This is a genomic window from Paraburkholderia sacchari (genome assembly GCF_000785435.2).
Classification (GTDB): domain Bacteria; phylum Pseudomonadota; class Gammaproteobacteria; order Burkholderiales; family Burkholderiaceae; genus Paraburkholderia; species Paraburkholderia sacchari.
The window spans coordinates 68,176-81,650 of sequence record NZ_JTDB02000001.1 but is presented as its reverse complement, the minus strand read 5'-3'; the positions used below and the strand labels follow the sequence as shown (position 1 = coordinate 81,650).

The following is a 13,475-nucleotide window of genomic DNA, read 5'->3' as shown; positions in this document are numbered from 1 at the left end:
GCCGTACGCGGGAGACACGCTTGATCTGCGATGCCGCTTCATAAGCGACGCAAATGTGTTGGCATAGTGGAACGCGTGAGTGGTATTCCTGTATTGGGTTCATATGCCGGGCACATGCGGCAGGCACGCATGCATGGGGCGCTTTCCCTTTGGCGACAGGCACTTGCGTGAATCGCCCAGAGCTTGTCCACAGGGCTATGCACGAAATCTGTGGACAAACCCTGCCCGCAGCGCACAAGGCCCACAAACATACACTCTGTTTGAATTCAACAAGTTAGATGTCGGCGCAAGGTTTTCGTCCGGTTGTAGCATTCCGACGAAACGTGTGCTGTGTGGGCGCAGCTCGCGGCCCGACAGCAGACCGAAGTGGCGGATCACGTCAACGGACTCGTCCAGCCCTCACATGATGGAGCCGATCATCAGTTTGTCGGGGTTTTTCACCTGCTGTACGACTTGGGCCTTGCCAGCGGGCGACAGCTCCGCGATCGGTGTCGGCTCCACCACGAACGGTGCATCGGCGCTGTTCAGCAGCAGGTCCCGTATCCACGCGACGAGGACATCGGTCTTGTGCTTTGTGATGGACACGCCCAGATCGATGCCCGAGTCTGCCACGAGCTGAGCATCGCGCGGGTCGAGGATCGAGTGATATTGCCGGTACGAGTTCTGGAGCGTCTGTTCGACCGTGTGCCTGCCGATGCGGTCGGTGACACGCCACAGGCGCGCACACCGGTAACGGTCGAGAACGAGGTCGGCACGGGTACCCGTGCCGACTGGTCCATCGGGATCAATCTTCTCGCAGGTGCCACTAGCATCGTGTTGGCGATGTGGCTTCGCCACGAACGCAGCACTCGCTGGTGACGCGAAGCGGATTTATTGTCAAGTAGTCCATATTGTGCTATCTCCCGTGCCATTGTGTGCGGGAGAATCCCATGCGAATCCTGGTACTGCTATGGGGCATATGGGCGGGTGGCTGCAGCCTCGTGACGATCCGTAGAGTCTGTCGCAACACATTCCGGTCGCGTCACGATGCACCTGTCGCAAAATACCGGTGTCGCAGAGCTACGTGAGTTCTCCAATTGGGGGTGAATCATGCGGATCAAGGTCGGCACGGCATCGTGGACGGACAAGACGTTGATTGGGTCGAAGCGGTTCTATCCGCCAGGCTGTACGAGCGCCGAGGCGCGGCTGCGTTACTACGCCAGCCAGTTTCCGCTGGTCGAGGTCGATTCGAGCTACTACGCCATGCCGAGCAGGTCCAATTCGGCGCTATGGGCCGAACGCACGCCACCCGGTTTCACATTCAACATCAAAGCGTTCAGGCTCTTTACGGGTCATCAGACAGGGCGGGAGAGCTTTCCGAAAGATATGCAGTTCGCGCTGCCCGAGACCGGCAAAAAGAATCTGTACTATCGCGACGTGCCCCCGGACGTCCTTGATGAACTCTGGCGACGGTACTTTGAGGCCATCGAACCCCTGCGCGCGGCGGGCAAGCTGGGCGCCATCCTGTTCCAGTTCGCCCCGTGGCTGACTACGGCGCCCGCCGACGCGGCGCATGTCCAGCACTGTGCAGACCGTGCCCGCGATTACCTGACGGCCTTCGAATTCCGCAACAAGACCTGGTTTGACGAAAAAAACCGCGATTCAACGCTTGCGATGGAACGCGAGCGCGGCGTCGTGCATGTCGTCATGGACGCGCCCGAAGGTGTTTCCAACCGCGCGCACACGGTATGGGAAACCACGTCGCCGAAACTCGCGATTGTGCGACTCCACGGCCGCAACGCGGAAACATGGAACGTCAAGGGGGCGACAGCGGCCAGCGACCGGTTCAACTACGACTACCCGGACGACGAGCTGGGCGAACTCGCCACCCGCATTATCGAAATCGCCAGGCTCGTCGCCATCGTGCATGTGGTGTTCAACAACAACTATGAGGACCAGGGCCAGCGGAATGCGCGCAAGCTGATTGCCATTTTCGCGGGCATGGGTATCACGAGCGAGGCGGAGTAGGGGCAAGCGAACTGATGCACATTGGTGGTGCGAGCAACCGCCAGTTCGCCTATAACATGCTCGACCGTCTACGTTTCACCGACGCCAATCTGTCCTCCGCGACGCGGCGCAGCTGATGACGAACACTAAGGTGTCAGTCCGTTACACAATTTGCGGTCTGGATAGCCGTCATCGAACTCCAGGATGCCAGCAAGTCTGTTTTCGATCTGTTCCTGCTGGGTGTGGGGGAGCGCCAGTTTCCCCTCAGCGCAACGTGTGGTGAAACGCGGGGGAAATGGCTGTTTGGGGCCGCGCGGGGAACGGACCTTCCCCCGCGCATCGCCCGGAAAACCTTGTGCGCCAAGGGCTTAGGTCGGTTGGGCACGAGTTGTCCACGGACTTGCCAACAAAATCTGTGGATAAGCACCCATGCCACGTCAGCGCTTTCCCGTGCCATAGTGTGAGCCGCAATAACCTCCATCGCTCACCATGCCCGACACATACTTCTACGATCCCGCCAACGGCCACGGCCTGCCGCACGACCCGTTCAAGGCGATCGTCGCGCCGCGCCTGATCGGCTGGATCTCGAGCCGTTCCGCGCAAGGCGTGCTGAACCTCGCGCCGTACAGCTTCTTTGGCGCGTTCGCTACGTCGCCGGCAGTGATCGGTTTTTGCAGCGAAGGCCGAAAGGACAGCATCGCCAATATCGAGGCAACCGGCGAGTTCGTCTGGAATCTCGCGTCGCGTCCGCTGGCCGCGCAGATGAACCGGAGTTCCGCGCCCGTCGCCGCCGATGTCGACGAGTTCGCACTGGCGGGTCTCACGCCCGCATCGGGCCGCAACGTGGCGGTGCCGCACGTGGCCGAGGCGCCGGCCGCGCTCGAATGCAAGCTGTTGCAGATCGTGCGGCTCAATGCGCTCGATGGCTCGCCCATGAACAATTGGCTCGCGCTCGGCCAGGTCGTGGGCGTGCATATCCAGCAGCAGTATCTGAAGGATGGGTTGTTCGACACCCATGCCGCGCAGCCCATCATGCGCGCGGGCTATCGCGCGGACTACGCGCAGATCGGCGAGATGTTCCAGATGGTGCGGCCCAGCGCCTGATTGCATGCCGCTTCCGGCCGCGTGGCCGCTGCCGGCTTGCGCGCCGATAATGGCCCGCAAATCGGCTGCGAATGACTTGTACAGTGACCCGCGCAGCGACCCACGCAGCGACCCACCCAGCGACCCACCCAGCGCGCGGCGCGCGAGAGGAGGCAGTCCATGCAATCTCCAACCGGATCGGTCGTGGCGCTCAGCTCGGCCGCATCGACGATGTTTTCCATCGGCATGATCTTTCTTGGCTACTGGGGTCTGCATGAGCCAGTGCCATGGCGCTTAGGCGACCGCGTGATCATCGTGCTCGCGCTGGCGGGCTTCGCGTGTCTCGGCGGCGTGCCCTGGCTCGCCACCTCACCCGCGAAGCCCGGCGACGAGTCGCGTTTCCTGCTCGCGCGCCGCTGCTTCCTTATGGGCGCGTGCGCCGTCTGGATCGCGATCGCGCTGTCGCTCGTCCTCGGTTAGCGCCGCGCGTCGTCAGAAGCGCGCGCGCAGCCCCACGGTGCCCACCACCTGGTTCGCCGTCGACGAAGCGCCGCCCGCCGTGTTGATGAACGCCACGTAGTTGTGGCCGGTGGCGTGCTGGTACATCGCTTCGCCGTAGAGGTCGGTGCGCTTCGAGAGGCGATACACCACCTGCGCATTCACCTGTTGCCACTTCGGGTCGGTGCCCCAGGCCGTGCGGTCCACGTGGCCGTCGGTATAGGTATAGGCGAGGCCGAGGCTCCAGGCCGGGTTCAATTGATACTTGCCGTTCACTTCGTAGTTGTTGAAGCTCATGTCGCCGCCGTGCGAGCCGAATGCATTCGTGCCCGCATACTCGCTGCGCGTGAACACGAAGCCCGCCGTGGCCGGGCCGAAGCTGTAGTTCAGGCCGCCGCCGAAGGAGCGCAGCCGCTGTGCGCCGAGCGAGAAACCGCCCTTGCCGTTGGCCGCCGATTCGGCAAGATCCACCGCGCCCGGGCTGCTCGCGTTCGCGCCTTGCGTGCCGTTCATCTGCAGATAGCCGGCGGCCACGGAGAGCGGGCCGTTGTTGTAGCTCGCGCCGAAGCTGTAGGCGCGGTTGGCCGCGAAGTCGGGCTGGTTCGAGAACGCGTACAGTGCGCCGAACTTGAAGCCGCCATAGCTGTTGCTCGTGTACTTGACGGCGTTGCTGATGCGCAGCGAGTGGTTGAGGTTGTCGTTGTCGAACGGATGCGCGAAGCCAGTGTCGCCGAAGGTGCCCGCCGTGGCCGAGAGCGGCGCGACGAAGTCCACGAGCGAGTCGTACTGGCGGCCCAGCGTGAGCGTGCCGAACTGGTCGCTCGCGAGGCCCACGTAAGCCTGGCGGCCGAACATGCGGCCGTCCTGGCCGAGCTTGCCGTTCTGCACATTGAAACCGTTTTCGAGCACGAACACGGCGCGCATGCCGCCGCCGAGGTCCTCGCCGCCGCGCAGGCCGAAGCGGCTGCCGTTGATGTTGCCGCTGGTCGCCTGCCAGAGCGCGCCGCCCGCCTTGCCGCCCGAACCGGCCACGTTGTTGGTGTACATGATGCCGGCGTCGATCAGGCCGTAGAGCGTGACCGAGCTTTGCGCGTGCGCGACGCCGGGGGCGAGCGCGCCGGTGAGCAAGACGGCGCTGGTAACGGTGGTGGTCAATGCGGTGGCGAGCGGGGGGACGTTCTTTTTCACGTGTGAAGCTCCTGATACGGTGTTCTCGTAGCGTTTGGAAAAGGCCTGCCGCTGGCGAAGGCCGGCAAGCAGCGTCAGGAGTGTAGGGATCGGCGGCCGCCGGAAAATCGGTTGTGACTGGAGAAGATTCTTCCGCGCGCCGGAAGGAATTTTTCATCGTGGTGTCATGAAGCGCGGCAGTGGGGCTGCAGTGGAGCGGCGGTGGAGAGATTCGCGCGGCCACCGGCTCGATAAAAGCCACGCCCGGCACTTTTGGTACGATGCACGCTTTGCCAGCCGATCCTGAAGCCCCGCGTGAAGCGTTCCGTGTCGTTCATCCGCGCTCAAGCCGCGAAATGGTCCTCCCGCCTGCAGCCCCTCGCGTCGCGCCTTTGCGCGCTCGTGCGTCCGTGGCTCGGCAAGGGGCTACATCATCTGCGCCATCCCACCCGGCGCGGCATTCTCATCGCTATCGGCGCGCTGCCCGCGGCGCTCGTGCTCTACGTGATCGTGCTGATTCCGTTCACGCCCGGCATCGGCGACATCCGCAAGGCACGCGTGGATCAGCCCGCGCAGATTCTTTCCGCCGACGGCAAGCTGCTCGCCGAATTCAAGCCCTCGAACCGCGAGTGGGTGCCGCTTTCGCAGATCTCGCCGCACATGGTCGATGCGCTTGTTTCGACCGAGGACCATCGCTTTTACGAGCACCACGGCATCGACTTCAAGCGCACGGCGGGCGCGGCGCTGCATACGTTCTCGGGCGACCGCCAGGGCGGCTCGACCATCACGCAGCAGCTCGCGCGCAATCTCTACCCCGACGAGATCGGCCGCGCCCCCACGCTCACGCGCAAGATCAAGGAGGCGATCACCGCGTTCAAGATCGAGGCCGTCTATAGCAAGCCGCAGATTCTCGAAACGTATCTGAACACGGTGCCGTTCCTCTACAACGCGTTCGGCATCGAGATGGCGGCGCGCACGTACTTCGGCGTTTCCGCCGATCAACTGACCGTGCTGCAGGCCGCGACGCTCACCGGCATGCTCAAGGGCAACGCCTACTACAACCCGGTGATCAATCCCGAGCGCGCGCTCGCGCGGCGCAACACTGTGCTCGGCCAGATGGTGAAGTACGGAAAGCTCACCGACGCGCAGTACGCAACGCTCTCGAAGAAGCCGCTGCGTTTGGACTTCGAGCGGCAGACCGAGCCGCCCGGTCCCGCGCCGCATTTCGCGCAGCAGCTGCGCAAGTGGCTGATCGCGTGGGCCGACCGCAACGACTACAACATCTACTCCGATGGTCTGGTTGTGCGAACAACCATCGATTCGCGTCTGCAGGCGATGGCCACCGCCGCGCTCAAGCAGCACGCCAATCAGTTGCAGGGCAGCGCGAACGGCGCATGGAGCGGGCGCGACGGCTGCACCATGAGCAACGACCTGTTCAAGACCTTCATGCGCGAGACGTCCGATTACAAGAGCGCGCGCGATGGTGGCGCAAGCGACGAAGACGCCCTCAAGAAGCTCGCCGCCGACCGCACTTTCATGCGCGCGCTGTGCAAGGACAAGACCACGGTGCAGGCGGGCTTCCTCGCGATCGATCCGCGCAATGGGCAGATCAAGGCGTGGGTAGGCAGCCGCGATTTCGCCGGCGAGCCGTTCGATCACGTGCAGCAGGCGCGCCGCCAGCCGGGTTCGACGTTCAAGGCGTTCGTCTATGGCGCGGCGTTCGCGAACGGCGCCAGACCCACAGACACGATCGTCGATCAGGCCGTGGAAATGCCGCTCGAAGGCGGCGAGATCTGGCGTCCCAACGACGAAACTCCGCCCAGCAACAAGCCGATGTCGCTGCGCGACGCGCTCGCGTTCTCGCGCAACCGCATCACGGCGCAAGTGATGCAGGCAGTCGGCCCGGACAAGGTCGCGCGCCTCGCGCGCGCGATGGGCGTGCGTGACAGCGAGCTGAAGCCGGTGCCGTCGCTCGCGCTCGGCACGAGCCCGGTCACGTTGAAGGAGATGGTGTCGGCGTACAGCACCATCGCCAACGATGGCGAATACATGGAGCCGCGCATGGTCACCCGCATCGAGGACAGCAAGGGCGAAGTGCTCGCCGAATTCGCGAGCGCTTCGCCCGAGCGCGCGCTGTCGGCCTCGGCGGATCGCACGCTGCTCGACACGATGCGCGACGTCGTGAATCGCGGCACGGGCGCGAGCATCCGCACGCGCTTTGGCATTCGCGCCGACGTGGCCGGCAAGACCGGCACGACCCAGGACAACGCGGACGGCTGGTTCATCCTGATGGACCCGCAGCTCGTGGCGGGCGCATGGGTGGGCTTCGACGACGGGCGCGTCACGCTTCAGACCGAGGGCGCGCGCAGCGCCCTGCCGATCGTCGGCGACTTCTTCTCGCGTGCGTTCCGTGCGCGCATCGTCGATCCGCGCGCGCGCTTCGACACCGAAGTCCAGCCCGGCGCGTTCGAAACCTTCCGCGATCGGCTCAAGACGTGGATGGACGGCCTGTTCGCTTCGAAGACGCCCGCCGTTGCGCCGCGCGCGCCGGCTCATGCGCCGGCGACGCGAGCGGGCGGGCCCGTTGTCGCGCCGGCGTCTGAACCAGCCGAAGTGCCGCCTTCGAGCGGCGTCGCGCCAGCGGGCGCGGCAGCTGCGTCGGGGGCTTCGGCGGCTGCATCGGGCGCGTCGGCGGCTACCGTGCCGCCCGATATCGCGCGCATGTTCGGCCAACCGCCGGTGCTGGGCGCTTCCGGTAGCGGCGGCGCTTCGGTGGCGCAGCCCGCGCATCAGGAGCAGGCGCCCCAGCAGACGCCGCAAGAGCCGACGCTCGCGCCGACGCCCACGCCCGACGATTCCGCTGCCGGGAACGGCGCGGGCGCGCAATACACCCCGCCGACGCAGCCGCAGGGCAACTAACCGGGCGCGCGGCGCTTACCGTTCGCGAGCGCGCTCTCGAACGGAACGGTTAGCGCCGCCGTGCCGATTCACAGCCGCGAAGTAATGTGCGAGCCCCAGCGACGCATGTGCGCCGTCGAGCTCGCCACTGGCGATGGCTTCGAGCGCATCGAGCGCCACGTCGATGTCGCGGGCGCGTTCGGCGTCGATGACCGCGCGCGCCACGCCGCGAAACGCGAGCACCCAGGCGCCGGCCGGCAGCGAGCCGGTGCACGCGAGATCGATGGCGCAGGCGCCGTGGCGCGTCACGGCCTGGGCGGCCAGGCCCTCCGCGCAGACGATGCGGGCAGGCAGGCCGATCGGCATCGGCCGTTCGGCCTTCGATGGTTGCCGCGTGCGAGTGGCAGAGGCAGGGGAAAACGCGTGGGAACGAGTGAATCGGGTCATGGCAATCCTGAATACGGTGAATCTGCGGCTTGTCGGCCAGGAGCGACGGCGCACGGTAGCAGCGTCTCATTGCGCCGCCGCCATGCGGCAACTCGGCGATTGACTCCGCACAAGCCACCTTGGGCGCGGCCGGTTATCCCCAGTTTTCGTGGAAAGGGCTGTGGACAACCTGTCCGCATTTGCGCCAAGGCATTGATCTTGAAGCGAATTGTCGTGGCGGCCACGAAGCGGGCCGATTTTTGTGCTGAGTTGCGTCAAGGCCGGGTTTGAATATCCGCGATTTTGACAAGAATTGACGGTCTCCTGTCGAAACATCCGCTAGATTGCGGCGTTTCGGTTTTTTGGCTCAAGCAGGCGATAATGCGCGGCGGGCCAGCCGGCCTGACCCATTGGAGTGAATCGAGATGTCCCGCATGTCCCACCTGATTTGCACGCTGCGCAAGAGCACTTTCGTCCTGGTCGCGCTGGGCGCGGCGCTGCCGGGCCTCGTGCAGGCCCAGCCGCTCCCATCCGACGTCGTCGCGACACCTGCGCCGCCGCCGGCGCTTTCGCTCGCGCCCGCATCCGCGCCGGCGCCTGCATCGACTTCCCCGGGCGTGCCCGCCGGAGCGATCGCCGTGGTCAACGGCGTGGCGATTCCGCAGTCCGCGCTGGACAGCGCGGTGAGCACGGCGGTGAGCCGCGGCAACGACGTCGATACGCCCCAGTTGCGCGCGGCGCTCAAGCAGCAGTTGATCATCCGCGAAGTGGTGCGCCAGCAGGCGGCGCGCGCGCACTATGACCAGCGCCCCGAGGTGCTGCAGGCGAGCGACGCCCAGAAGGTGGACGTCGAGATCCAGTCCTGGCTGCAGGACAACGTGCATGTGCAGGAGCCGACCGAGCGCCAGATTCGGGCGCGCTACAACAGCGTGAACGCCGAACTCGGCAAATACGAGTACAAGCCGCAGTTCATCGTGCTGGCCGATCGGGCCGTGGCCATGAACGTGATTGCGCAGGTGAAGGCCGGCAAGCCGTTCGACGCGCTCGCGCGCCAGTTCAGCATCGTCCCCTCGAAGGAAAACGGCGGCGAAATGCCGTGGGTGAGCTTCAAGACGCCGGTGGTCGAGGGCAAGACGCGCGGCGTGCCGGTGGAAGTGGCGCGCGCGCTGGCGAAGCTGCCGGTGGGCGGTGTGGTGCAGCAGCCGCTGCAATCGGGCCAGGCGTGGGTGGTCGTCAGGCTCGAAGACAAGCGCGCCATGAGCGTGCCGTCGTTCGACACCGTGAAGGATGAGATCCGCCGCCAGATGATCGCGGAGTCCATGGATGCGGGCGCCGCGAAGCTCGTGAAGTCGCTGGTGCAGAGCGCGACCATCGTGCAGTAACGCCCCGCGCGGGCCGATCAAAAAAGCCGGACGGCGCATGACGCGACGTCCGGCTTTTTTGCATGGGGGCTTGCAAACATCTGCGCCGCTCGGGCGTACCCATCCGACAAAATAAGGGAACCAGACTGTCAGCGCTTTTCATATACTGCTCGTACCAGCAGCCCGAGTTGATAGCGATCGCGAAGTCTCGTTCCTTACCTTGAGCCGAGGCCCTATGAGCACGATTATGCCGGCAGGTCACGCCGAACCCGAACGGCGTCAACCGGTCCTCAACACGGTCGACCGGGTTTGCGAAATATGTTTTGGCCTGTTCATGGCGCTGACATTCGTCGGCGCCGTCAAGGCGGTGACCGCGGGCGCGGATGAAGGGCACAAGATGTTCTTCGCCGCGCTCGGATGCAATCTCGCGTGGGGTCTCGCCGACGCCGTGATGTACCTCGTGCGCACGCTCATCGATCGAGGGCAGCGCCTGAAACTGGCGCAGACCGTCAAGCGCGAGCAGGACCCGGCGGGCGCCGTACGGGCGTTGCGCGATGCATTGCCCGAGAAGCTTGCGCAATTCGTCGACGATGCCGACCTCGAACGCATCCGCGCGCGCTTCGCCGCCGTTCCGACGCTGCCGCCCCGGGCGAATTTTGTGCTGGACGATTTCGTCGGCGCGCTGGGCATCTTTATCCTCGTTGTTCTGGGAACATTTCCGGTCGCGGTGCCATTTCTCGTCGTCAAGGACGTGACAACGGCGCTCATCGCCTCGCGCGTGCTCACGTTCGCGATGCTTTTCATCGCCGGCGTTGCACTGGGGCGCTCGACCGGCGCAGGGGCGATGAAAGCCGGCCTCGCCATGGTCGCGCTTGGCATTCTGCTGACGATGGCCATCATCAAGCTGGGCGGTTGATCTTTCCCTCACCGGTCCGACTGTTCAAGCAGGTTCAAATTCTCAAGGTCGACGACGCCTATGGATATCGTTTTCACGGTCTTGATCCTGCTGTTCGCGGTCGCCGTCTCGGGCGTCGTAGTGCGGCTTCTGCACGGCGTGGTGCCGTTGCCGCTCGTCCAGATCGCCATCGGCGCCTTCCTTGCCTGGCCCGTGTTCGGTCTGTCCGTTACCTTCGATCCTCAACTGTTCCTGCTGCTCTTCATTCCTCCGCTGCTCTTCGCGGACGGCTGGCGCACGCCGAAACGCGAGTTCTTCATGCGGCGCCGTTCGATCCTGGCGCTCGCGTTCGGTCTCGTGTTCATGACGGTGCTCGTGGTCGGCTACTTCGTGCATGCGCTCGTGCCGGCCGTTTCGCTGCCCATTGCGTTCGCGCTCGCCGCAGTGCTGTCGCCGACCGACGCCGTCGCGCTGGCGGGCATTGCCGGCAAGAACCGCATTCCCGCGCAGCTGATGCACATTCTCGAAGGCGAAGCGCTGATGAACGACGCCTCCGGCCTCGTCGCGCTGAAGTTCGCGATCGCGGCCGCGCTGACCGGCGTGTTCTCGCTGCGCGAAGCGTCGATCAGCTTCCTGATCATCGCCGCCGGCGGCCTGGCGCTGGGCGCTGCGGTGAGCTGGTCGTTCGCCATCGTGATACGTCGCGTGCGCAACGTGGCGCGCGGGGGCGACCCGGCTTCCGGCGTGGTGCTGACGCTGCTGATCCCGTTCGCCGCCTATCTGTTCGCCGAACATTTCCATTGCTCGGGCATTCTCGCGGCGGTGGCCGCCGGGATGATGATGAACTACGTGACCCTCACCAGCGCCAGCTCGGTATCGACGCGCGTGAACGCGAACAGCACCTGGGCCATGGTCGAGTTCGTCTTCAACGGCATGGTGTTCATCCTGCTGGGGCTGCAGTTTCCGCACATCATCGGCGGGGCGCTGCTCGATGCTCACGAGACCGGCAATGGCGCCGTGTGGCGGCTGATCGGCTACGTGCTGGCAGTCACGCTCGCGCTCTATGCCATGCGCTTCGCCTGGGTCTGGCTGCTGCAATGGTTTGCCAGCCGTGGCGCCGCGAGGCACGGCGTGATCAACGCGGCACCGGGGCTGCGCACGGTGACGATCATGACGGTCGCTGGCGTGCGCGGCGCGCTGACGCTCGCCGGGGTGCTGTCGATTCCCGTTGCGTTGTCCAGCGGGGAGCCGCTGCCGGCACGCGACCTCGTGATCGTTATCGCTTCCGGTGTGATCCTGACGTCGCTGCTGGTGGCCGTGTTCGCGCTGCCGAAGTTGTTGCGCGGCGCGGGCCACGGACACGATGCGCATGCGGGCGAAGAGCAGCACGCGCGCAAGGTCGCCGCGCAAGCCGCAATGCGCGCTATCGACGACCTTCATCGAAGCGTCACCGCGGATACGGGCGAGTCGTCGACGGCGTTCGCCGCGGATGCGACCGCACGCGTGATGGGCCTGTATCGCCGCAGGCTTGCCACGCTCACCCGGGAAGGGAATTCCGCCGACGACATGCGCCGCGTGGAAGCGCTGGAAATGCAGATCAGCCTGGCGGCAATACGCGCCGAGCGCACTGCGCTGCTGGAGCTGCGCAACGCCCACGAGATCAATGACGAGACGTTGAGCAAGCTGATGCGGGAAGTCGATTTTTCGGAAACCGCGCTGACCGCGCGCGAACCTGCGGAGACGTGACCGCACGGCGCCTTCGTGGTCCGCGACCTGCTGTTCATGCCGATCGCGATGCTCGACCGATGCGCGCTGCAACGTGAATGCTCAGGGGAGAGCAGGCATGGGCTGGAATCGCCGGTACAGCTTGAAAAGCTACGTCAGGTCCTCGCTGTGGACCGTGCCTCTTATCGCGGTGGCGATCTACGCCGTGGTGAAGCCGCTGACCGAAATGGTGGGACGATGGATGATCCGGCAAGGCATCCTCGATCCGGAAACGGGGTTTTTCGGGCTGTCGATGACAGGAGCCCGCTCCTTGCTCGCCGATATCGTTTCCGCCGACCTCGCGTTTCTGGTGTTCACGTTCGGTTCGCTGCTCGTCGCCATTCAGGTGGCCGGCGGGCAATACACCCCGCGCATCATCGCCACGACGCTGCTGCGCGATAACATCATCCGCAGCATTTCGGGATTGTTCGTTTTCACCTTGCTGTTTGCCAATAGAACGGCGGGCTGGATGGGCGAGGAGCAGGTGCATCAGTTCCAGGTGTTCATCGCCGCACTATTTGGCTTCGCTTCCGTGGTCGCGTTTCTTTTCCTGATCGACTACGCCGCGAAATTCCTGCGCCCGGTGAGCCTTGTGGCTCGCATTGGGGAGCAAGGGCTCGCGGTTGTCGACAGCGTCTATCCCGCACCGTCCAGCGGTGTCGTGGCCGCGCCCGAGCGCGATGGCGCGCGCGCCGACCCCGATCGCATTGTGCGTTTGCAGGGCAGGTCCGGCATCGTGCTGGCGGTGAATCTGAAAATGCTCGTGGCCGAGGCGCGCCGCACCCGCACGATCATCGAAGTCGCGCCTCAGGTCGGCGACTTCGTCGCGGTCGACGAACCACTGTTTTATGTGTACGGGAAGGCTGGTGCAATCGATGACAGCAGGTTGCGCACGCTGGTCGCCTTCGGGACGGAGCGCACGATGGAGCAGGACCCCATGTTCGCATTCCGCATCCTGGTCGATATCGCGTTGAAGGCGCTGTCGGCGGCGATCAACGATCCGACCACGGCGGTCCTGGCAATCGACCAGTTGCACCGGCTATTGCGGCTGGTGGGAAAACGGTCGTTGCGCATCGAAGAAATTGTGGACCGCTCGGGGCAGGTGCGCGTGATCTTGCGCACGCCTAACTGGGAAGATTTCGTGCACATCAGTTTCCGCGAGATACGGCAGTGCGGCGCGGGCAGCATTCAGATTGCGCGGCGTCTGCGCGCGGCGATCGAAAACCTCATCCAGAGTTTGCCGGAGCATCGTCATGATGCGTTGTACGTCGAACTGGCATTGCTCGATCGCGCGATCCTGTCGAAGCAGGAGTTTCCGGAGGACGTGGCGCTGGCACGCATTCCCGACTCGCAAGGGCTCGGCGGTTCGGCGGCTTCGGTAGCAGGTCACTAGGGTC

The 13,475-nt window shown here is 64.9% G+C and carries 11 protein-coding genes; 8 read left to right on the top strand and 3 right to left on the bottom strand.

The features are described 5' to 3' along the window. Positions 1-399 precede the first annotated feature (399 nt). A complete protein-coding gene (locus tag NH14_RS00305) occupies positions 400-837 on the bottom strand; it encodes a hypothetical protein (protein WP_035530167.1) in 438 nt (145 codons plus the stop codon). Between the two features lie 252 nt (positions 838-1,089). Between NH14_RS00305 and NH14_RS00300 the strand changes: the two genes are divergently transcribed. The 3 genes from NH14_RS00300 (at position 1,090) to NH14_RS00290 (ending at position 3,549) form a co-directional block, all read left to right on the top strand. After that, positions 1,090-2,007, top strand: coding sequence for a DUF72 domain-containing protein (locus NH14_RS00300; protein WP_035530170.1), 918 nt, complete (start codon positions 1,090-1,092; stop codon positions 2,005-2,007). Between the two features lie 468 nt (positions 2,008-2,475). Further along, entirely contained in the window at positions 2,476-3,090 is a 615-nt protein-coding gene (locus NH14_RS00295) for a flavin reductase family protein (RefSeq protein ID WP_035530172.1), read from the top strand. Between the two features lie 159 nt (positions 3,091-3,249). Further along, positions 3,250-3,549: a hypothetical protein gene (locus tag NH14_RS00290; protein ID WP_035530174.1), complete on the top strand. Its 300-nt coding sequence runs from the start codon at positions 3,250-3,252 to the stop codon at positions 3,547-3,549. Between the two features lie 12 nt (positions 3,550-3,561). Here NH14_RS00290 and NH14_RS00285 read toward each other — a convergent pair whose 3' ends face one another. After that, complete coding sequence (locus tag NH14_RS00285) at positions 3,562-4,722, bottom strand: porin (RefSeq protein ID WP_052148284.1); 1,161 nt, start codon at positions 4,720-4,722, stop codon at positions 3,562-3,564. Between the two features lie 381 nt (positions 4,723-5,103). Between NH14_RS00285 and NH14_RS00280 the strand changes: the two genes are divergently transcribed. Next, positions 5,104-7,653: a penicillin-binding protein 1A gene (locus NH14_RS00280; protein WP_052148285.1), complete on the top strand. Its 2,550-nt coding sequence runs from the start codon at positions 5,104-5,106 to the stop codon at positions 7,651-7,653. Positions 7,654-7,668: 15 nt separating this feature from the next. Here the strand turns inward: NH14_RS00280 and NH14_RS00275 are convergent, their stop codons facing one another. Continuing rightward, entirely contained in the window at positions 7,669-7,998 is a 330-nt protein-coding gene (locus tag NH14_RS00275; protein WP_052148268.1) for a HypC/HybG/HupF family hydrogenase formation chaperone, read from the bottom strand. Positions 7,999-8,492: 494 nt separating this feature from the next. Here NH14_RS00275 and NH14_RS00270 point away from each other — a divergent pair, with 494 nt between their 5' ends. The 4 genes from NH14_RS00270 to NH14_RS00255 all read left to right on the top strand — a co-directional run bounded on the left by NH14_RS00270 (position 8,493) and on the right by NH14_RS00255 (position 13,471). Continuing rightward, positions 8,493-9,440, top strand: coding sequence for a peptidylprolyl isomerase (locus tag NH14_RS00270; protein ID WP_052148269.1), 948 nt, complete (start codon positions 8,493-8,495; stop codon positions 9,438-9,440). A gap of 214 nt (positions 9,441-9,654) precedes the next feature. Further along, complete coding sequence (locus tag NH14_RS00265) at positions 9,655-10,335, top strand: VIT1/CCC1 transporter family protein (protein ID WP_035530176.1); 681 nt, start codon at positions 9,655-9,657, stop codon at positions 10,333-10,335. A gap of 60 nt (positions 10,336-10,395) precedes the next feature. Further along, positions 10,396-12,060: a Na+/H+ antiporter gene (locus NH14_RS00260; protein ID WP_035530178.1), complete on the top strand. Its 1,665-nt coding sequence runs from the start codon at positions 10,396-10,398 to the stop codon at positions 12,058-12,060. A gap of 97 nt (positions 12,061-12,157) precedes the next feature. Further along, the gene (locus tag NH14_RS00255) at positions 12,158-13,471 is read left to right on the top strand and encodes a DUF2254 domain-containing protein (protein ID WP_035530180.1); all 1,314 of its coding nucleotides are present in this window, start codon (positions 12,158-12,160) and stop codon (positions 13,469-13,471) included. The last annotated feature ends 4 nt before the right edge of the window (positions 13,472-13,475 follow it).